Annotated in this window: 20 protein-coding genes; 12 read left to right on the top strand and 8 right to left on the bottom strand. The window is 67.6% G+C overall.

Annotation, left to right across the window (positions count from 1 at the left end; genetic code table 11):
* Window positions 1-9 precede the first annotated feature (9 nt).
* The 5 genes from QOL82_RS21060 (at window position 10) to QOL82_RS21040 (ending at window position 4,716) form a co-directional block, all read left to right on the top strand.
* A complete protein-coding gene (locus tag QOL82_RS21060; protein ID WP_283444275.1) occupies window positions 10-1,161 on the top strand; it encodes an MlaE family ABC transporter permease in 1,152 nt (383 codons plus the stop codon).
* Entirely contained in the window at window positions 1,161-1,991 is an 831-nt protein-coding gene (locus QOL82_RS21055) for an ABC transporter ATP-binding protein (protein ID WP_283444274.1), read from the top strand. The genes QOL82_RS21060 and QOL82_RS21055 overlap by 1 nt, the downstream gene beginning before the upstream one ends.
* Entirely contained in the window at window positions 1,981-2,895 is a 915-nt protein-coding gene (locus QOL82_RS21050) for an MlaD family protein (RefSeq protein WP_283444273.1), read from the top strand. The genes QOL82_RS21055 and QOL82_RS21050 overlap by 11 nt, the downstream gene beginning before the upstream one ends.
* A gap of 70 nt (window positions 2,896-2,965) precedes the next feature.
* Window positions 2,966-3,571, top strand: a complete 606-nt coding sequence (locus QOL82_RS21045; protein WP_283444272.1) for an ABC-type transport auxiliary lipoprotein family protein — start codon at window positions 2,966-2,968, stop codon at window positions 3,569-3,571.
* The gene (locus tag QOL82_RS21040; protein WP_283444271.1) at window positions 3,568-4,716 is read left to right on the top strand and encodes a VanZ family protein; all 1,149 of its coding nucleotides are present in this window, start codon (window positions 3,568-3,570) and stop codon (window positions 4,714-4,716) included. The genes QOL82_RS21045 and QOL82_RS21040 overlap by 4 nt, the downstream gene beginning before the upstream one ends.
* Before the next feature lie 44 nt (window positions 4,717-4,760).
* Here QOL82_RS21040 and QOL82_RS21035 read toward each other — a convergent pair whose 3' ends face one another.
* From QOL82_RS21035 to QOL82_RS21025, 3 genes are read right to left on the bottom strand one after another with little or no spacing between them, the layout of a single operon-like run.
* Window positions 4,761-5,165, bottom strand: a complete 405-nt coding sequence (locus tag QOL82_RS21035) for a type II toxin-antitoxin system VapC family toxin (RefSeq protein WP_283444270.1) — start codon at window positions 5,163-5,165, stop codon at window positions 4,761-4,763.
* Window positions 5,162-5,428, bottom strand: a complete 267-nt coding sequence (locus QOL82_RS21030; protein ID WP_283444269.1) for an antitoxin — start codon at window positions 5,426-5,428, stop codon at window positions 5,162-5,164. The genes QOL82_RS21035 and QOL82_RS21030 overlap by 4 nt, the downstream gene beginning before the upstream one ends.
* Window positions 5,429-5,483: 55 nt before the next feature.
* Entirely contained in the window at window positions 5,484-7,154 is a 1,671-nt protein-coding gene (locus tag QOL82_RS21025) for an AMP-binding protein (protein WP_283444268.1), read from the bottom strand.
* Between the two features lie 358 nt (window positions 7,155-7,512).
* Here QOL82_RS21025 and QOL82_RS21020 point away from each other — a divergent pair, with 358 nt between their 5' ends.
* From QOL82_RS21020 to lipA, 7 genes are all read left to right on the top strand, one after another.
* On the top strand, window positions 7,513-7,839 hold the full coding sequence (locus QOL82_RS21020; protein WP_283444267.1) for a (2Fe-2S) ferredoxin domain-containing protein: 327 nt from the start codon (window positions 7,513-7,515) through the stop codon (window positions 7,837-7,839).
* A gap of 9 nt (window positions 7,840-7,848) precedes the next feature.
* Window positions 7,849-8,484: an alpha/beta hydrolase gene (locus QOL82_RS21015; RefSeq protein WP_283444266.1), complete on the top strand. Its 636-nt coding sequence runs from the start codon at window positions 7,849-7,851 to the stop codon at window positions 8,482-8,484.
* A gap of 117 nt (window positions 8,485-8,601) precedes the next feature.
* Window positions 8,602-9,750, top strand: coding sequence for a D-alanyl-D-alanine carboxypeptidase family protein (locus QOL82_RS21010; RefSeq protein ID WP_283444265.1), 1,149 nt, complete (start codon window positions 8,602-8,604; stop codon window positions 9,748-9,750).
* Window positions 9,751-10,093: 343 nt separating this feature from the next.
* Entirely contained in the window at window positions 10,094-10,939 is an 846-nt protein-coding gene (locus tag QOL82_RS21005; protein WP_283444264.1) for a D-amino acid aminotransferase, read from the top strand.
* A 29-nt stretch (window positions 10,940-10,968) separates the two neighbouring features.
* Entirely contained in the window at window positions 10,969-11,280 is a 312-nt protein-coding gene (locus QOL82_RS21000; RefSeq protein ID WP_283444263.1) for an HP0495 family protein, read from the top strand.
* A gap of 5 nt (window positions 11,281-11,285) precedes the next feature.
* Window positions 11,286-11,963, top strand: coding sequence for a lipoyl(octanoyl) transferase LipB (gene lipB, locus QOL82_RS20995; RefSeq protein ID WP_283444262.1), 678 nt, complete (start codon window positions 11,286-11,288; stop codon window positions 11,961-11,963).
* A 26-nt stretch (window positions 11,964-11,989) separates the two neighbouring features.
* A complete protein-coding gene (lipA, locus tag QOL82_RS20990) occupies window positions 11,990-12,973 on the top strand; it encodes a lipoyl synthase (RefSeq protein WP_283444261.1) in 984 nt (327 codons plus the stop codon).
* Window positions 12,974-13,075: 102 nt separating this feature from the next.
* Here the strand turns inward: lipA and QOL82_RS20985 are convergent, their stop codons facing one another.
* The 5 genes from QOL82_RS20985 to QOL82_RS20965 all read right to left on the bottom strand — a co-directional run bounded on the left by QOL82_RS20985 (window position 13,076) and on the right by QOL82_RS20965 (window position 18,240).
* Window positions 13,076-14,590 (bottom strand): ATP-binding response regulator, encoded by a 1,515-nt coding sequence (locus QOL82_RS20985; RefSeq protein WP_283444260.1) that lies wholly within the window; start codon window positions 14,588-14,590, stop codon window positions 13,076-13,078.
* Window positions 14,591-14,603: 13 nt separating this feature from the next.
* Window positions 14,604-16,403: an ATP-binding protein gene (locus QOL82_RS20980; RefSeq protein ID WP_283444259.1), complete on the bottom strand. Its 1,800-nt coding sequence runs from the start codon at window positions 16,401-16,403 to the stop codon at window positions 14,604-14,606.
* Complete coding sequence (locus tag QOL82_RS20975; RefSeq protein ID WP_283444258.1) at window positions 16,394-17,428, bottom strand: ATP-binding SpoIIE family protein phosphatase; 1,035 nt, start codon at window positions 17,426-17,428, stop codon at window positions 16,394-16,396. The genes QOL82_RS20980 and QOL82_RS20975 overlap by 10 nt, the downstream gene beginning before the upstream one ends.
* Entirely contained in the window at window positions 17,413-17,766 is a 354-nt protein-coding gene (locus QOL82_RS20970; RefSeq protein ID WP_283444318.1) for an anti-sigma regulatory factor, read from the bottom strand. Before QOL82_RS20970 ends, QOL82_RS20975 begins: the two co-directional genes overlap by 16 nt.
* A gap of 114 nt (window positions 17,767-17,880) precedes the next feature.
* Window positions 17,881-18,240 (bottom strand): STAS domain-containing protein, encoded by a 360-nt coding sequence (locus QOL82_RS20965; RefSeq protein ID WP_283444257.1) that lies wholly within the window; start codon window positions 18,238-18,240, stop codon window positions 17,881-17,883.
* Window position 18,241 lies beyond the last annotated feature (1 nt).

The raw sequence follows: 18,241 nt of genomic DNA, 5'->3' as shown, positions 1-18,241 counted from the left end.
ACTGATGCCATGTCAGATCCGCAACCCTTGTCCGCTGCCCGCGCTTCCCGGCCAGCACTGCAGTTCGATCCGGAACGTCGATCCACCGTCACCGCCAGCGGCGCCTGGCAGGTGCAGGCGCTCGCGCAGCCGGCCGCGCTGCGCGACGTGCAGACCCTGCTCCGCCGGCTGCCGGGCGCGGGCGCGCTGGAGTGGGACCTGTCCGGCATCACCGCGATGGACCATATCGGCGCCCAGATGCTGTGGAACGCCTGGGGGCGCCAGCGTCCGGCGCGGCTGGCGCTGACGCCCGGCCAGGAAGAATTCTTCCTGCGGCTGGAGCGCGCCGGCCCGCTGGCCCTGCCCGCGGTGCGCACCCATCCGTGGTTCTCGATCACCTCGCTGCGCCGCTCGGCGCTGCAGTTCTCCAGCCACGTGGCCGGCCTGGTCGGGCTGGTCGGCCAGCTGGCGCTGGACCTGCTGCGCTTCGCCCGCCACCCGCTGCGCGGCCCGTGGAAGGAAATCTCGGCCAATGTCTATCACATCGGTTTCCAGGCGCTGGGCATCACGGCGCTGGTCGGCATCCTGATCGGCGTGGTGCTGTCCTACCTGTCGGCGCAGCAGCTGCACACCTTCGGCGGCGACATCTACCTGGTCAACATCCTCGGCATGAGCATCATCCGCGAGCTGGGGCCGATGCTGGCCGCCATTCTCGTGGCCGGCCGCTCAGGGTCGGCCATCACCGCGCAGCTGGGCGTGATGCGGGTGACCGAGGAACTCGATGCGATGCTGGTGATGGGGCTGCCGCACGGCTTCCGGCTGATCATGCCCAAGGTGCTGGCGCTGGCGCTGGTGATGCCGCTGCTGGTGGTCTGGACCGACGCGATGGCGCTGTTGGGCGGCATGGGCGCGGCGCAGCTGCAGCTGGGCATGTCGCCCAGCTATTTCCTGCAGAAGCTGCCGAACGCGGTGCCGATCGCGAACTATTGGATCGGCCTGGGCAAGGGCGTGGCCTTCGGCAGCCTGATCGCGCTGGTGGCCTGCCACTTCGGCCTGCGCATCAAGGCCAACACCGAGAGCCTGGGCCAGGGCACGACCAGTTCGGTGGTGACCGCCATCACGGTCGTCATCCTGGCCGATGCGGTGTTCGCCATCGTCTTCAACGGCGTGGGCTACTACTGATGGCAGAAGCGCAGCCGGTCATCCGGATCGAGGGCCTGTCCACCCGCTTCGGCGACGTCGTCGTGCATGACAACCTGAGCATGGACGTGCGGGCCGGCGAGATCATCGCGCTGGTCGGCGGCTCCGGGTCGGGCAAGACCACGCTGCTGCGCCAGGTGCTGGGACTGGAGCGGCCCAGCGCCGGCACGGTGAAGGTCTTCGGCATCGACGTCCACCATGCCGACCCCGCCACGCTGCAGCAGATGCGCAACCGCTGGGGCATGCTGTTCCAGCACGGCGCGCTGTTCTCGGCGCTGTCGGCGTTCGACAACGTCGCGCAGCCGATGCGCGAACTGCGCGTGCTGCCGGAAGCGCTGGTGCGCGACGCCGCGCTGCTGAAGCTGCAGATGGTCGACATCCCGCCCGAGCAGGCGCTGCGGATGCCGGCCGACCTGTCGGGCGGCATGGTCAAGCGGGTCGCGCTGGCGCGCGCGCTGGCGCTGGAGCCGGAGCTGCTGTTCCTGGACGAGCCGACCGCCGGCCTCGACCCGGCGCTGTCGGAAAGCTTCGTGCGGCTGATCGCGATGCTGCACCGGGAAATGAATCTGACCGTGATCATGGTCACGCATGACCTCGACACGCTGCTGGCGCTGGCGACCCGCATCGCGGTGCTGGCCGACAAGCGCCTGATCGCCTATGGCGAGGCGGAAGAGGTGGTGCGGGTCGACCATCCCTTCATCACCGAATACTTCCTGGGCGAGCGCGGACAGCGCGCGCTGCAGGGCATGCGCGATGAACGCGAAAAGGCGCGCGCGGCAAACACACACCGGGAATACGACCATGGAAAATAAGGCGCATGCAATGATCGCCGGCATCTTCACCATCGCCATGCTGGCGATGGCGGTGCTGGCCGCAATCTGGTTCAACCGCGACCGCGAGGTGCGCGTGCCCTACCAGATCGCAACGCGGCTGTCGGTGCCCGGCCTGAATCCGCAGGCCGCGGTGCGCTACCGCGGCCTGGACGTCGGCCGGGTCGACCGCATCGGCTTCGACCCGCAGACGGCGGGCCAGATACTGGTGGACATCAGCGTGCGGCCCGACACGCCGATCACCCGCTCGACCTTCGCCACGCTGGGCTACCAGGGCGTGACCGGGCTGGCCTATGTCCAGCTCGACGACCAGGGCAGCGACCCGGTGCGCATCGCCAGCAGCAAGCAGGACGTCGCGCGCATCGAGCTGCGCCCCAGCCTGCTCGACAGCCTGCAGACCCGCGGCCTGGCCATCCTCGGGCAGACCGAGGAGCTGACCAAGCGGCTGGGCACGTTGCTCAACGATGAAAACCAGCAGACCATCCTGAACGCGTTTGCCAACGTCAGCCGCGCCGCGGTCGCGGTCGAGGGACTGCCGCGGCAGCTCGAGCCCGCGCTGGCCGCCGTGCCGGCGCTGGCAGGCGAGGCGCAGCGCTCGCTGGCCGCGCTGACGCGGCTGGCCCGCAATGCCGACACGCTGGCGACCGGGCTGCAGGGCCAGGAAGGCGCGATCGCCCGGGTCGGCGCAGCCGCCGACGACGTCAGCGCGCTGGCGGACCGCTTCACGCTGGAAGTGCTGCCGCTCACGTCCGACGTGCGCGGCTCGCTGCGGGTGCTCAACCGCACGCTCAACGGCCTGAGCGAGCGGCCGCAGAGCATCCTGTTCGGCGGCCCCGGCGCGCGGCCCGGACCCGGCGAAACCGGGTTCGCGGCGCCGAATGAATGAATGACCGAATGAACGCATGGCCGAATAACCGGGTGACAGGCGTCAGACTGCAATGAAGAGGATCGTACCGATGACATTTCCAACAAGGCGGGCGGCGGCCCTGCTGCTGTGCTGCGCATTGCTGCCCGGCTGCGCCAGCATCAAGAAGCCGCAGCCCGAGCTGTTCGACCTCGGGCTGGCTGCCCCCGCCGCCGCCATGCCGGCGCTGCCGCCGATGGCGCTGGCCGAGATCAACGCGCCGGAGTGGCTGGACTCGCCGGCCATCTTCTACCGGCTGGCCTACGACAGCGCGCGGCAGCCAAGGCCCTATGCGAACAGCCGCTGGAGCATGCCGCCGGCGCAGCTGTTCGCGCAGCGGCTCAAGTCGCAGATGGGCCAGGCGGGCGGCACGCTGCTGTCGGCCTCGGACGGCGCGAGCGGCATCCCGGTGCTGCATCTCGATGTCGACGAGATCAGCCAGGTGTTCGAAAGCCGGGAGCGCAGCGCGGGCCTGGTCGCGATGCGGCTGTCGGTGCTGAACGGGCGGCGGCTACTGGGCCAGAAAAGCTTCGTGCAGCGCATGCCCGCGCCCAGCGCCGATGCCGCCGGCGGCGTCGACGCGATTGCCGCGGCGAGCGACGCGGTGATCGCCGACATGCTGAAATGGCTGTCCGGCCTCGACCTGCGGGCTCCATGAACGGCGAGCCCGCCAGCCAGCCCCTGCCCGCGGCGGCCGCGTCGAAGTCGGTGTTCGCGCGCGGCGGGCTGGTGTTCTATGCCTTCCTGATCGTCTATGCCAGCTGGTACCCGTTTTCGGGCTGGCGCAGCAACGGCCTGCCGCTGACGGCTTTCCTGTTTGCGCCGCTGCCCTACTATTGGACCAAGTTCGACCTGCTGACCAATATCGTCGGCTACGCGCCCTTCGGCGTGCTGCTGGTGTTTTCGCTGTACCCGCGGCTGCGCGGCGTCTGGGCGGTGCTGCTGGCGTCCGTGATCGGCGCGCTGGTCTCGACGGCGATGGAAGCCGGCCAGAACTTCCTGCCCAGCCGGGTGCCGTCCAACCTCGACCTGCTGACCAACGCGGCCGGCGTCGCGCTGGGCGCGGTAATCGGCGCGCTGCTGACGCCGGCCTTTCTGGAGCAGAGCCGCCTGCTGGCGCTGCGCGGCCGCTGGTTCCTGCACGAGGCCAGCCGCGGCCTGATCGTGCTCGCGCTGTGGCCGCTGGCGCAGGTATATCCGCAGGCCTACCTGTTCGGCCACGGCCAGCTGCTGCCGATCGCGTCGGACTGGCTGTCCGAACTCTGGTCCGTCCAGATCGACCTGGGCGCGCTGATCAGGCGCGAAGCCGAGCTGAGCGCGGAACAGTACTGGCTGTCCGAGACCATCATCACCGCCTGCGGCTTTACCGGCGCGGTGCTGACGCTGCTGTGCCTGTGCCGGCGGCGCGCGCCGCGCATGGCGCTGGCGCTGGCGCTGGTGGCCGCCGCGCTGGCGGCGAAGACGCTGGCCAGCGCGCTGCTGTTCTCGCCGGACAATGCGTTTGCCTGGGTCACGCCGGGCGCCGAGGGCGGCCTGCTGATCGGCCTCATCATGCTGGCCGGCCTGGCGATGGCGCCGCCGGTCGCGCAGCGCCGCGCCGCCGCGCTGATGCTGATCGTCAGCCTGGTCGCGGTCAATGTCGCGCCGGCCAATCCGTATTTCCTGTCGACGCTGCAGACCTGGGTGCAGGGCCGCTTCCTGAACTTCAACGGCGCCGCGCAGTTCCTGTCGCTGACCTGGCCCTTCATCACGCTGTGGTTCCTGTATCACCCGGTGCACAGGGCAAAGCCGGGAGAGCGCTGACGCTGCGGCAGCGCCGCCGCGCGTGACCGGCGAGGCGCACGCGCCTACGGGACGGCGACCCAGTTTTCAATCGCGATGCCCGGATAATCCTTGAAATCCGCTTCGTTATTCGTCACCAGCACGAGGTCCAGGCTGGCCGCATGCGCGGCGATCAGCCGGTCCATCGCGTCGCGCCGGCGCCCGGGCAGCGCCTTGCGGGCGATCGCGTAGGCCTCGGCGCCGGCTTCGTCGAAGGGCTGCACCGGGATGCGCGCGACCAGGGCGCGCAGGGCGGCGTCATCGCGGGCGCGGTCGGCGGACGTCATTTCCACGCCCGCGCGCAGCTCCGCATAGGTGATCGCCGACATCACCACGTCGCCTTCGAACTGCTGTTCCAGCCTTTTCAGTACTTCGGGAGGACGGTTGAGAATCAGGTAGATGCAGGTGTTGGTATCCAGCATGTACTTCATCGCTTGCCGCTCCAGTCGCGTTCCTCCTGCTCATGCAGGTCGCGACCGTCGGCCATGAAGTCCGGGCTGAACATCGCGAACACGTCCGCGATGCCCGCCAGCTTCTTCCGGTACACCGGGCGGATCAGCAGCGTGTCGCCCTTGCGCTCGATTTCGACTTCCTGCCCGACGTCGTCGTAGGCGAGTTCGCGCGGGATGCGCACCGCCTGCGAATTGCCGCTCTTGAAAACGCGGCTGTTGGACCTGCCATTGCCCGACGCCATAGTGCCTCCCTGCCAAGACGTATGCACAGTATATACGCGGTTATGGCTTGACGGCCTATTCGCAGTCCTCCTCCCGGAATTCCAGCGGCCGGCCCGCCGCCCGGGCTTCCTCCTGCCGCCGCAGGTCCACGCGCCGGATCTTGCCCGAGATGGTCTTCGGCAGCTCGGTGAACTCGATGATGCGGATGCGCTTGTACGGCGCGAGCTGGTCGCGCGAATAACGGAAGATCGCGGCGGCCGTGCCCCGGTCCGGCGCAAAGCCGTCGCGCAGCGCGATGTAGGCCTTGGGCACCGACAGCCGCAGCGGGTCGGGACTGGGCACGACCGCCGCTTCCAGCACCGCCTCGTGCTCGATCATCACGCTTTCCAGCTCGAAGGGGCTGATGCGGTAGTCCGACGCCTTGAACACATCGTCATTGCGGCCGACGTAGAAGTAATAGCCGTCGGCGTCCCGCAGCGCGATGTCGCCGGTGTGGTAATAGCCGTCGCGCATCGCATCGGCGGTCCTGGCGCCGTCGCCCTCGTAGCCCAGCATCAGGCCCTGCGGCGGCTCGGCCAGGTCGATGCAGATCTCGCCCTCGGCGGCGGGCTGGCCGTCGATGTCGAGCAGCGCGATCCGGTAGCCCGGCAGCGGCCGGCCCATCGAGCCGGGCTTGACCGGCTGGCCCGGCGGGTTGCCGACCTGGGCGGTGGTTTCCGACTGGCCGAAGCCGTCGCGTATGGTCAGGCCCCAGGCCTGCTCGACCTGCGCAATCACTTCCGGGTTGAGCGGCTCGCCGGCGCCGACCAGTTCGCGCAGCGGCACCCTGAACGCCGCCAGGTCTTCCTGGATCAGCATGCGCCAGACCGTCGGCGGCGCGCACAGCGAGCTCACGCCGCAGCGGCAGATGACGTCCAGCACCTGCTTCGCATTGAAGCGCGCGTAGTTGTAGACGAACACCGCGGCCCCGGCATTCCAGGGCGCGAAGAAGCAGCTCCACGCATGCTTGGCCCAGCCGGGCGAACTGATGTTCCAGTGCACGCCGCCCGGCTGCAGGCCGATCCAGTACATCGTCGACAGGTGGCCGACCGGATAACTCTGGTGGCTGTGCAGCACCAGCTTGGGCTGCGACGTGGTGCCCGAGGTGAAGTACAGCAGCAGCGGGTCGGTCGCCATGGTGTCGCCGTCGGGCGTGAACACGGCCGGCGCGCCGGCGGCGTCGGCCAGGTCATGCCAGCCGTCGACCGCCGCGCCGACCGCGATCCGGGTGTAATTGCCCGCCATGCCCACGAACTTGGCGGCTTCCGACGACTGCGCAATGACATGCCGTATCGCGCCGCGCTGCAGCCGGTCGGCCAGGTCGCTGCCGGACACCAGCATGGTGGTCGGCACCATCACCGCGCCGAGCTTGATGCAGGCCAGCATCAGCTCCCACAGCTCGACCCGGTTCGGCAGCATCAGCAGCACCCGGTCGCCGCGCGCCACTCCCAGCGAGCGCAGGTAATTGGCCATGCGGCCGGAGCGCATCGCCATGTCGGCCCACGAGATCTTCTGCTCCGAGCCGTCTTCCTCGACGACCCACAGGGCCGGCGCGTCATTCCCCTGCGCCTGGACGTCGAAATAGTCCAGCGCCCAGTTGAAGCGGTCCAGCACCGGCGGCCGGAAGTCGCGGTAGGCGGTGTCGTAGTCGGTGCGGTGCCGCTGCAGGAAGTCGCGGGCGGCAATGAAGGCGTCAGTGGAATGCATGGGGTTCACCTTGTCTCGGAGATGAATGGCGTGGAAGGCTGGCGATGCAGCTGTTTTTATCAGGCCGCATCGCGGCCAGGCCAGGCTGGCGCTCGAAACTTCTATTGTTGCGTTTGTTTCTGTTATCGCGCCGGCAACTGGCAATGACGATTCTGCCACAGCGGTCCGGCGGCGGCATTGCGCCGCCCGGCGGCCCGGACGCAAGCCTCGGGGATCATGCCGATGGATCGCGGGCCCTATTGTCACTGTCCCCGTTGCCATCCCCGAGCCACTGGCGTCCCTGCCGAGCGCCCTGCAGCCCCATTCCACGCGGTGTATCATCGCCGTTCCGCCAAGCAGCCATCCGAATCGAACCTCCATGAGCGATCAAGCCGACACACCGTATTACGAGAAGCATGTCTTTTTCTGCCTTAACGCCCGCGAGGACGGCCGTCCCTGCTGCGCCGACCGCGGCGCCCAGTCCGCGCAGGAGCACGCGAAAAAACGCATCAAGAAGCTGGGCCTGAACGGCCAGGGCAAGATCCGCATCAACAAGGCCGGCTGCCTCGACCGCTGCGAGGAAGGCCCGGTGCTGGTGGTCTACCCGCAAGGCACCTGGTACACCTTCGTCGACAACAGCGACATCGATGAAATCATCGATTCCGACCTGGTCGGCGGCAAGGTGGTCGAACGCCTGAAGATCTGAGGCGCGGCCATGAATGCACATACCCAGCGGTTTTCCCTGACCGGCGCTGCCGGCGCCCTCGAATGCGCGCTCGACCTGCCCGACGCCGCCCAGTTCGCCGCGCCGCGCGGCATCGCGCTGATTGCGCATCCGCATCCGCTGTATGGCGGCACGATGGACAACAAGGTCACCCAGACCCTGGCCCGCGCTTTCGTCGGGCTGGGCTATGCCAGCGCGCGGATGAATTTCCGCGGCGTCGGCGCATCGGCCGGCACGCATGACCAAGGCGCCGGCGAGACCGACGACACGGCGCTGCTGCTGGCCCATATGCGCAGCCTGTACCCGGGCGTGCCGGTGGCGCTGGCGGGCTTCTCCTTCGGCACCTTCGTCCAGGCGCAGCTGCAGCAGCGGCTGCAGGCCGGCGGCGAGCCGGCCGAACGCCTGGTGCTGGTCGGCTCCGCCGCGGGAAAATGGGCGATGCCGGCGATCCCGGCCAATTCCATCCTGATCCATGGCGAACAGGACGACACGATTACGCTGGCCGCGGTGCTGGACTGGGTGCGGCCGCAGGACGTGCCGGTGATCGTCATTCCGGGCGCCGACCATTTCTTCCACCGCAAGCTTCAGCACATCAAGAACCTGGTTACCGAGATGTGGCACCGCTAGCGAGGGCTGCGGTCGACCGCGGCGTTTCCACGCCGCGCTGCAAGGCTATAATGCGTCCCTGTTATTTCAACTGCTTCCAACCGCAAGCGCGCCTCGCGCCTTCATTTCGTCCATTCCATGAAAAAGTTCATTGCGGCCATTGCCGCTTCCCTGTTGTCCCTGTCGGCCGCCATTGCGCAGACCATGCCGGCGCCCACCGTCGCCGCCCGCTCCTTCCTGCTGCTGGACGCCACCAGCGGCCAGGTGCTGGCGTCGCAGGAGCCGGACTTGCGCATCGAGCCGGCGTCGCTGACCAAGATCATGACCGCCTACCTGGTGTTCCAGGCCGTCCAGGAAAAGAAGCTGAAGCTCGACCAGATGGTCAATGTGTCGGTGCGCGCCTGGAAGGTGTCCGGCGACAGTTCCAAGATGTTCATCGAGCCGGCCACCCCGGTGTCGATCAATGACCTGCTGTACGGCCTGATCGTCCAGTCCGGCAATGACGCCGCGGTTGCGCTGGCCGAGGCCGTGTCCGGCACCGAGGACGCGTTCGCCGTGCTGATGAACCGCGAGGCAGAGCGCATGGGCCTGAAGTCCACCCGCTTCGCGAATGCCGCCGGCATGCCCAGCCCGGACAATTATTCGACCGCGAACGACCTGTCCATCCTGGCCGCGCGCCTGATCCGCGACTTCCCGGACATGTACAAGATCTACTCGACCAAGAGCTTCACCTATAACAAGATCACCCAGCCCAACCGCAACCGGCTGCTGTGGCTGGACCCGACCGTGGACGGCATGAAGACCGGCCATACCCAGGCCGCCGGCTACTGCCTGATCGCATCGTCGCACCGTCCCAACGGCACCAGCGGCGAGCGCCGGCTGGTGTCGGTGGTGCTGGGCGCCCGTTCCGACTCCATCCGCGCGCAGGAAAGCCAGAAGCTGCTGAACTGGGGCTTCCTCAATTTCGACACGGTCAAGCTGTATGCGAAGGGCCAGGCAGTGGCCACGCCGGAAGTCTGGAAAGGCGCGCAGAAGGAAGTCAAGCTGGGCTTCAACCAGGACATCTTCGTCACGGTCCCGAAAGGCACCGCCGACAAGATGAAGCCGGTCGTGGAGCGCAAGGACCCGCTGGTGGCGCCGATTGCGCAGAACAGCCGGGTCGGCACGCTGAAGATGGTCGCCGACGGCAAGACCATCACCGAAGCGCCGCTGCTGGCGCTGGAACAGGTGAACGAGGCCAGCATCTTCGGCCGTGCCTGGGATTCGATCCGGCTCTGGATGAAGTAATGGCGATTGGTCGGGACAGGCGTGGAAGCATCCGCCCGTCCCGGATCGCACGGAAAGCCGACACGCCCGCATAAGGTCGCCGATCGGCGCGGGCCCGGTTTCCGGCAGGCTGTGCCTTACGCCTCGCCTGCCTGATTCCCGCAGCGCTCCGCCGCGAACATGGCCGGTCCGGACGCTGGCGACGGCGACAGATGCCGCCCCGGGGTCGCCCTCCCCGCGCGACGTGCCCCGAAACACCCGGATGCCTTCCAGTCGATCGCCGCTGCGCTTCATGCAGAATCGGCATCGGCCTTTCATTCCGCACGTGCAAAAATACCGTTCTCACCTCTTTCCGGAAAAAAACATGAATGACTCCCTGGTCTACCTCAATGGCGAAATGACACCGCTTTCCGAAGCCCGGATCCCGGTGCTCGACCGCGGCTTCATCTTTGGCGACGGCGTGTACGAAGTCATTCCCATCTACCAGCGCAAAATGTTCCGCGCCGAACACCATATGGCGCGGCTGTTTCGCAGCCTGGACAAGATCGGCATTCCAAATCCGCATGACCTGGCCGGCTGGATGGCGCTGATCGACAAGGTGGTCGCCGCCTATCCGGACGACGACCAGATGGTGTACCTGCAGGTGACCCGCGGCGTGGCAAAGCGCGCCCATGCCTTTCCGGCAACCGTGGTGCCGACCGTCTTCATCATGACCAACCCGCTGGTGCTGCCTTCGAACGCAGTGCGGGCCGCCGGCGTGTCCTGCGTGACGATGGAAGACAAGCGCTGGCTGCATTGCGAGATCAAGTCGGTGTCCCTGCTCGGCAATGTGCTGGCCGCGCAATACGCGGTGGAGCACGAGGCCACCGAGTCCATCCAGTTCCGCGACGGCATGCTGACCGAGGGCTCGTCGTCCAATGTCTGGGTCGTGAAAAACGGCGTGCTGTACGGCCCGCCGAAGGACAACCTGATCCTGGAAGGCATACGCTACGGCCTGATACGGGAATTGTGCGCGGCCAACCGCATCCCTTTCGAGGTCCGCCGCATCGGCCGCGACGAGGTGTTCGCCGCCGACGAGGTGATGCTGTCCTCGGCCACCAAGGAAGTGCTGCCGGTCACCCGCATCGACGGCCAGCCGGTTGGAAATGGCGCTCCCGGCCCCATCTACAGCAAGTTGTACGAGGCTTACCAGGCGGCAAAGGCTGCCTGAATCACAAGCAGCACTACAAGGAGCGCACGATGGACAAGCTGAACAGAACCGGCAATATCGTCAACCTCGGGGACATTCCCGTCGAGGAAAGCCTGATCACGTATCCGAGCGATTTTCCGATCAAGATCATGGGGCCAATGCACGAAACCTTCACCGCGGTGATCGTCGACGTGGTGACGCAGCACGATCCGGAATTCCATACGGGCCGGCTGGAAACGCGGCCGTCGTCCAAGGGCAATTACCTGTCGCTGACCGCGACCGTGCGCGCCACCAGCCGTGAGCAGCTCGACAACCTTTACCGGGCGCTGAGTTCGCATCCGATGGTGAAGGTGGTGCTGTAGGCGCAATGGACCAGGCGATGGACCGGGCAATGGACCACGCGCCGGGTGCGCCGGCGGTCCTGGATCGCGGCCGGGAGGCTTATGAAGCCAGCCTGGCCGCGATGCGCGACTACACCGGCGCGCGCGATGCGGCATCCGCCGACCAGCTGTGGATCGTCGAACATCCGCCGGTCTACACGCTGGGCCTGGGCGCCGATCCGTCCCATGTGCTCGACGCGCATGGCATCCCGGTGGTGCAGACCGACCGCGGCGGCGAAGTGACCTTCCACGGGCCGGGACAGGCCGTGATCTACCTGCTGATGGACCTGAAACGCCGCCGGCGGGACGCCCGCCTCTATGCGCGCGAGTTCGTGCACGCAATCGAGCAGGCGGTGATCGAAACGCTTGCGGCGTATAATCTGGCCGGCGAGCGCCATGCCGGCGCGCCCGGCATCTACATCGCCGACGGCCGCTGGCAAGGCGCGAAAATTGCCGCGCTGGGCCTGAAGATACGCGGCAACGGCTGCACCTACCACGGCGTTTCCCTCAATGTTTCCATGGATCTCGCGCCCTTCGGCTGGATCAACCCCTGCGGTTACGCCGGCCTGGCGACGGTGGACATGAAGACCCTGGGCGTGGACGCGCCGCTGGCCGAGGTGCAGCAGGCGCTGGCCCGCCAATTAATTGACCGACTGAAAGGATAGTGGCGCCGCCCGGCGCTCCGCACACCATGGCATCCAACCCGATCGAACTTGCTTCTTCGACCTACAATCCGAACGACAAGCAGAAAGGCGCCGGCAAAACCGCGCGCATCCCGATCAAGATCATTCCCGCTGAACGCCTCCCCAAGCCGGACTGGATCCGCGTCAAGGCCGGTTCGCCGACCACCCGCTTCTACGAGATCAAGGACATCCTGCGCGCCAACAACCTGGTGACAGTGTGCGAGGAAGCGTCCTGCCCGAATATCGGCGAATGCTTCGGCAAGGGCACCGCGACCTTCATGATCATGGGCGACAAGTGCACCCGGCGCTGCCCGTTCTGCGACGTCGGCCACGGCCGTCCCGACCCGCTGGACCCGAACGAGCCGGAAAACCTCGCGAAGACCATCGCCGCGCTCAAGCTCAGCTACGTGGTGATCACCTCGGTCGACCGCGACGACCTGCGCGACGGCGGCGCCGGCCATTTCGTCGCCTGCATCGAGCGCGTGCGGGCGCTGTCGCCCAACACCCGCATCGAGATCCTGACGCCTGACTTCCGCGGCCGCATGGACCGGGCGCTGGAGATCCTGAAAGCCGCGCCGCCCGACGTGATGAACCACAACCTGGAAACCGCGCCGCGGCTGTACAAGGAAGCCCGTCCCGGCTCCGACTACCAGTATTCGCTGAGCCTGCTGAAGCGCTTCAAGGAACTGCATCCGCAGACGCCGACCAAGTCCGGCATCATGGTCGGCCTGGGCGAGACCGACGAGGAAATCCTGCAGGTCATGCGCGACCTGCGCGCGCACGATGTCGACATGCTGACCATCGGCCAGTACCTGATGCCTTCCGGCGACCATCTGCCGGTGCGCCGCTACGTGCACCCGGACACGTTCAAGATGTTCGAGGAAGAAGCCTACAAGATGGGTTTCGTGCATGCGGCGGTCGGCGCGATGGTGCGCAGCTCCTACCATGCCGACCAGCAGGCGCATGGCGCCGGGGTGGCCGGGGTCGCCTGAGCCCCGGGTTTGCCGCGCGGCATTGCGCGGCAAACTGCGCAGTCCCGGCGTGGAAAGGCCGTCCGGCCCTTCACCCCGCGATTGCGCGCCGTCCTCTCCCGCTCAGGGCCGCGTCGTCAATGCGGTCAATGCGTCGAAATTGATCGGCTTCACCAGGTGATGGTCGAAGCCGGCTGCCTTGGCGTCCTGCTTGTCCTTTTCCTGGCCGTAGCCGGTCAGCGCGACCAGCTTCACGCTGTCCATGTCGGGTAGCCGGCGCATCCGGGCGGCAACTTCATAGCCTGTCATGTCGGGCAGGCCGATGTCGAGGAAGATGATCTCCGGGTGAAACTGCGTCGCCGCCGCGATGGCGTCCTTGCCGGTGTGGCTGGTCAGCACCGTATGGCCGCTGATTTCCAGCAGCGCGCACAGCATGCTGGCCGAATCGACGCTGTCGTCGACGACCAGGATGCGGTAGCCGCCGCTCGTGCCGCTTGCCGCCGGCGCTTGCTGCGCCGACTGCGCGGGCGCGCTGGCCTGCATCACCGGCAGCCGCACTTCGAAAGTGCTGCCCAGGCCCTCTCCCGCGCTGCTGACCGACACCGAGCCGCCATGCAGCTCGACCAGCTTCTTGACCAGCGACAGGCCGATGCCCAGCCCGTCCTGCACCCGGTCGGGCACATGCTGCGCCTGGGCGAACAATTCGAATATCCTGCCGGCGCTGGTCGCCGGCACGCCGATGCCGTTGTCGCTGATGCGCAGCACCAGGGTGTTGGCGTCCAGCGTCGCATCCAGCGCGATCCTGCCGCCGACCGGCGTAAACTTCGCCGCATTGTGCAGCAGGTTGCCGACGATCTGCGCCAGGCGCACGCTGTCGCCGAAGAGCGTCACCGTTTGCGGCGGCAGGCTCACGCTCAGCGCATGCTGACGGGCCTGCATGATGGGCTGCACGGTTTCCTGCGCGGCGCCGATGAAGGCGGACAGCTCGGCCGGTTCGCGCCGCAGCGTGATCTTGCCCTGGTTGATGCGGGACACGTCCAGCAGGTCGTCGACCAGGCGCACCAGGTGATTGGTCTGCCGCACGATGGTATGGCGCGCCTGCTCCTGCTGTTCGTGCGAGTCGCCGCCGAGCTGCCGCAGCAGTTCCACCGCGTTGCGTATCGGTCCCAGCGGATTGCGCAGCTCGTGGGCCAGCGTCGCCAGGAACTCGTCCTTCTGGCGGTCGCTTTCGCGCAGCTGCCGCTCGACCCGGCCCAGCCGCAGCAGCGCCCGGACGTTGGCCACCAGTTCTTCCGGCTCGATCGGCTCGAACAGGTAGTTGTCGGCGCCGCCGTCCAGCGCGCGTATCTTGTCGGCGCTGCTGAGATAGGACGCCGAGGTCTGCAGCACCAGGATGGAACTGGTCGCGGCATCCTGCTTGAGCATGCGGCACACTTCCATGCCGTGGATGTCGGGCAGCTTCATGTCCAGCAGCACCAGGTCCGGGTGGTGTTCCTGCGCTGCCTGCAGCGCTTCGCCGCCGCTTGCCGCCTCGATCACGCGCAGACCCGCGCGCGTGAGGATGCGGGTTTTCGCATAACGGGCGCCGTCGTTGTCGTCGACATTGAGCACCAGCGATTCGTGCGTGCCTGCGTTCATGACAGCCAGTGCCTCACAAAGAATTCTCCTTACGTTGCCCGGCGTTCGCGCCGGCTTCGCCGCTGGTCAGGTAATCCAGCGTCGACAGCAATTCGAGCCGCGACAGCGGCTTGATGTAATACGCATCCGCGCCCAGCGCCAGGCCCTTGCGCTTGTCGTCGGTCTCGGTCGCCAGCACCACCGGCACCGCCGCGCGCCGCGGGTCGCTCTTGATGTCGGTCAGCCAGCGCCACGAGTCCTCGCCTTTCAGCGACACGTCGAGCAGCACCGCCACCGGCGGCCGCGCCTGCCACTGCTCTTCCGCCTCGCGCACGCTGGCGGCAAAGACCGGCCGGAATGCCGAGCCGTGCAGGAAGCGCGCATACAGCAGGCGGGTCGATTCCTCGTCCTCGACCACCAGCACCGGCAGTCCGGGCTCGTCCTCGCCCGCCGCGGCGGCGGCCGGCGCGTCGCTGCGCGGCTGCGGCGCGCAGCGCACCGGCAGCACGACCGAGAAGGTCGACCCGACGCCCAGCGTGCTCTGCAGTTCGACCCGGCCTCCCAGCAGGCCGGCCAGCTTGCGGCACAGCGGCAGGCCCAGGCCGGTGCCCTTGACCCGCTGCTGCAGCCGGTTCTCGATCTGGGTAAATTCCTCGAACACCAGCTGCTGGCTGGCCTCGGGGATGCCGACGCCGGTGTCGCGCACCGACACCCGCACCGCGTCCTCGTCGGCCAGGAAGACCGCGCTGACGCGGACCTCGCCGGCGTCGGTGAATTTCAGCGCGTTGGAAATGAAGTTGCGCAGGATTTGCGACAGCTTGGCCTCGTCGGTACAGAGCAGCGGCAGGTCGGCCGCCTCGTCGAATTCGAGCCGCACCGATTCGCTGACCAGCAGCGGCCTCAGCATGCCGCGCAACGCGGAAAACAGGTCGGCGACAGCGAAGCTGCCGGGCCGGATATCGATTTTCCCGGCCTCGATCTTCGCCAGGTCGAGCAGGTCGTTCACCAGTTCGGACAGGTCCTCGGCGCCGCGCAGGATGAAGCTGACCTGCTTCTCCTGCTCGACCGTCAGCTCGCCGTCGACCCGGTCCAGCAGCAGCTTGGAGAGCGCGCGGATGGAGCTGAGCGGCGTGCGGAATTCATGGCTCATGTTGGACAGGAAGCGCGATTTCATCTCGTCGGCGCGGCGCAGGTGGCCCGCCTTCTCGTCGAGTTCGGCATACAGCGCGACCACGCCGCGGTTGGTGTCTTCCAGCTCGCGGGTGAGCTGCAGCAGTTCTTCCTGGCGCGCCTTCAGTTCGGCCAGCGTATTGAGCAGCTCGCGGTTCTGCTGCTGGACCTCGGTCAGCGTCGCCTCGGTCGGCAGCGCCGCCAGGCGGGCGCCGATGTCGCCGACCAGCGCCGGCGTGAGCAGCGGCGCATGCGCCGGCAGCAGCTTGCGCAGCTCGACCACGGTGCCCGCGCCCGGCCGGCTGTTGATCGTGAAGCGGTCCATCAGCCGCTGGGCGCCGATCAGGCCGACGCCCATGCCGGTCTGTGACTTGTACTGGCCGGCCAGGATGCGGTCGAGTTCGGCGATGCCCGGCCCCTGGTCCTCGATGCGTATGGTCAGCACCTGCGGCGCGGTCTCGCCCTCGATCAGGAATTCGGCGCGGCCCGGCGCTGCATAGTTGTACACATTGCGCGCCACTTCCGACGCCGCGGTCGCGATGCGCGCCTGGTCCTGCAGGCCGAAACCGCACAGCGCCGCAATCTGCCGCGCGCGCTGGCGGCAGGAAACCACGTCGAGTTCGGCCCGTATGCTCACGCTCAGGATGCGCATCGTCATCGCCATGGCCCCTGGTGGCGCTGCGCGACGACGATGCTGGCGTCGTCCCGGCCGCGCGCATGGTCGCGGTACAGCACCGCCGCGATCAGCGCCGGGTGGCGCTGCGACAGGCCCGGATAGCGTTCCAGGTCCCAGCGCGTGCCGATGCCGTCGCTATGCATGATCAGCATCGCGTCGTCGGTCAGCGGCATCGAAAATTCCTGCACCTTGCGCATGTTGCTGCCGACGATGCCGTTATGCGACACCAGGTGGCGCGCCTTGTCCCCGCCGTGCAGCGACACCGTGATGTTGCCGATGCCCGCGAAATGCAACTCGCTGGCGACGCTGTCGAGGCAGGCCACCGCCACTGCCGCGCCGCGGGTGCCCTGCAGCGCGCCGTGCGCCAGGCGCAGCACCGCGGCGGGCGCGAAGCTGCCGCCCGGCTGCACCAGCGCCACGGCAGCCTCGGACGCGCGCGCGGCGTCCGGGCCGTGGCCGAGGCCGTCGGCCACCATCAGCAGCAGGCGATCGTCGTCGCAGGCCCAGTTCCAGGCGTCGCCGCAGACTTCCTCGCTGGGAAGCGGCAGGCAGACCGCGCCGACCGTCCATTCCAGGCCCGGGCGCGCCTGGCCGGGACCCCAGACCGCCAGCCGCAGCGCGCTGCCATAGGTGTCGTCGGCATGCAGGTCGAACTCGTCCGCCACCCGCTGCATCGCGCCCATGCCCACGCCGTAGCTGCCGGCGGTCGACATGCCGTCGCGCATCGCCTGCTCGATGTTGACGAAGCCCGGCCCCTTGTCGATCGCCAGGACCTCGACGCCGCGCGCGTCGCCCGCGGCCAGCCCGCGCAGCAGGATGTCGCCGCTGCCCGCATGCTTGAAGATGTTGGTCGCCGCCTCGGTGATCACCAGCGCCACCTTGCCGGCCACCGTTTCGTCGAGGCCGAGGCAGGAAGCCAGCTGGTTGCCGGCGCGGCGCACCGCCGCAATGCCGCTGCTTTCGCTGACATGATGGATGGTCTGCGGCGGCAGCGCGGTCAAAACAGCTTCCATTTGGATATCCGGACCGTGGTGCCGACGCCGGGAGTCGTGTCGAGCTCGAAATCGTCGGCCAGCCGGCGCGCGCCGCTCAGGCCCAGCCCCATGCCGTTGCCGGTGGTATAGCCGTCGGTCAGCGCCAGTTCGACGTCGACTATGCCGGGGCCCTGGTCGATGAAGCTCAGGGTCACGCCGCGCCGGCCGCCTTCGACCACTTTCTGGATGTGCGCCTCGCCGCCGCCGCCATAGCGCAGCGTGTTGCGGCCGAGTTCGCTCGCCGCGGTGATCATCTTGGTCTGGTCGATGAGGGAAAACCCGACCGACACCAGGCATTCGCGCACGGCCTGGCGCATGCGCACCACGTCTTCATCGGCACGCAGCGGGACCACCTTCACATCGACGTCATTGCCAATCAAGACCGCACCTTTTCAACTGACTATTGGCCGGCCGGGCGCGTGCGCCCGGCTTCATGACATGCCGCCGAGCCCCAGCATCTTCATGCCGCGGTCGACGTTCAGCGCGGTCTTGACGCCTTCGAGCGTCAGACCGAGTTCCACCAGGGTAATGGCGACGGCCGGCTGCATGCCGACCAGCACCGTATCGGCGTCCAGGATCTTGGCCATTGCCGCAATATTGTTAATCATCCGTCCGATAAACGAATCTACCAGATCGAGCGCCGATATATCGATCAGCACGCCCTTCGCACGATCCTTGACAATCCGCGTGGTCAGGTCGTCCTGCAGCGTCATGGCCAGCCTGTCATGCATGTCGACCTGTATCGTCACCAGCAGCAGCTTGCCCATCTTCAGAATAGGAATGCGCTCCATG

It is taken from the genome of Noviherbaspirillum suwonense (genome assembly GCF_900182955.1).
Taxonomy (GTDB): domain Bacteria; phylum Pseudomonadota; class Gammaproteobacteria; order Burkholderiales; family Burkholderiaceae_D; genus Noviherbaspirillum_A; species Noviherbaspirillum_A suwonense.
The sequence above is the reverse complement of the archived record's forward strand: the minus strand, read 5'-3'. Positions and strand labels throughout refer to the sequence as shown.

Bases quoted from the DNA above. Each gene is read 5' to 3' on its own strand.
- QOL82_RS21060 (WP_283444275.1), top strand. From the start codon at position 10: ATGTCAGATCCGCAACCCTTGTCCGCTGCCCGCGCTTCCCGGCCAGCA.
- QOL82_RS21055 (WP_283444274.1), top strand. From the start codon at position 1,161: ATGGCAGAAGCGCAGCCGGTCATCCGGATCGAGGGCCTGTCCACCCGC.
- QOL82_RS21050 (WP_283444273.1), top strand. From the start codon at position 1,981: ATGGAAAATAAGGCGCATGCAATGATCGCCGGCATCTTCACCATCGCC.
- QOL82_RS21045 (WP_283444272.1), top strand. From the start codon at position 2,966: ATGACATTTCCAACAAGGCGGGCGGCGGCCCTGCTGCTGTGCTGCGCA.
- QOL82_RS21040 (WP_283444271.1), top strand. From the start codon at position 3,568: ATGAACGGCGAGCCCGCCAGCCAGCCCCTGCCCGCGGCGGCCGCGTCG.
- QOL82_RS21035 (WP_283444270.1), bottom strand. From the start codon at position 5,165: ATGAAGTACATGCTGGATACCAACACCTGCATCTACCTGATTCTCAAC.
- QOL82_RS21030 (WP_283444269.1), bottom strand. From the start codon at position 5,428: ATGGCGTCGGGCAATGGCAGGTCCAACAGCCGCGTTTTCAAGAGCGGC.
- QOL82_RS21025 (WP_283444268.1), bottom strand. From the start codon at position 7,154: ATGCATTCCACTGACGCCTTCATTGCCGCCCGCGACTTCCTGCAGCGG.
- QOL82_RS21020 (WP_283444267.1), top strand. From the start codon at position 7,513: ATGAGCGATCAAGCCGACACACCGTATTACGAGAAGCATGTCTTTTTC.
- QOL82_RS21015 (WP_283444266.1), top strand. From the start codon at position 7,849: ATGAATGCACATACCCAGCGGTTTTCCCTGACCGGCGCTGCCGGCGCC.
- QOL82_RS21010 (WP_283444265.1), top strand. From the start codon at position 8,602: ATGAAAAAGTTCATTGCGGCCATTGCCGCTTCCCTGTTGTCCCTGTCG.
- QOL82_RS21005 (WP_283444264.1), top strand. From the start codon at position 10,094: ATGAATGACTCCCTGGTCTACCTCAATGGCGAAATGACACCGCTTTCC.
- QOL82_RS21000 (WP_283444263.1), top strand. From the start codon at position 10,969: ATGGACAAGCTGAACAGAACCGGCAATATCGTCAACCTCGGGGACATT.
- lipB (WP_283444262.1), top strand. From the start codon at position 11,286: ATGGACCAGGCGATGGACCGGGCAATGGACCACGCGCCGGGTGCGCCG.
- lipA (WP_283444261.1), top strand. From the start codon at position 11,990: ATGGCATCCAACCCGATCGAACTTGCTTCTTCGACCTACAATCCGAAC.
- QOL82_RS20985 (WP_283444260.1), bottom strand. From the start codon at position 14,590: ATGAACGCAGGCACGCACGAATCGCTGGTGCTCAATGTCGACGACAAC.
- QOL82_RS20980 (WP_283444259.1), bottom strand. From the start codon at position 16,403: ATGGCGATGACGATGCGCATCCTGAGCGTGAGCATACGGGCCGAACTC.
- QOL82_RS20975 (WP_283444258.1), bottom strand. From the start codon at position 17,428: ATGGAAGCTGTTTTGACCGCGCTGCCGCCGCAGACCATCCATCATGTC.
- QOL82_RS20970 (WP_283444318.1), bottom strand. From the start codon at position 17,766: ATGCGCCAGGCCGTGCGCGAATGCCTGGTGTCGGTCGGGTTTTCCCTC.
- QOL82_RS20965 (WP_283444257.1), bottom strand. From the start codon at position 18,240: ATGGAGCGCATTCCTATTCTGAAGATGGGCAAGCTGCTGCTGGTGACG.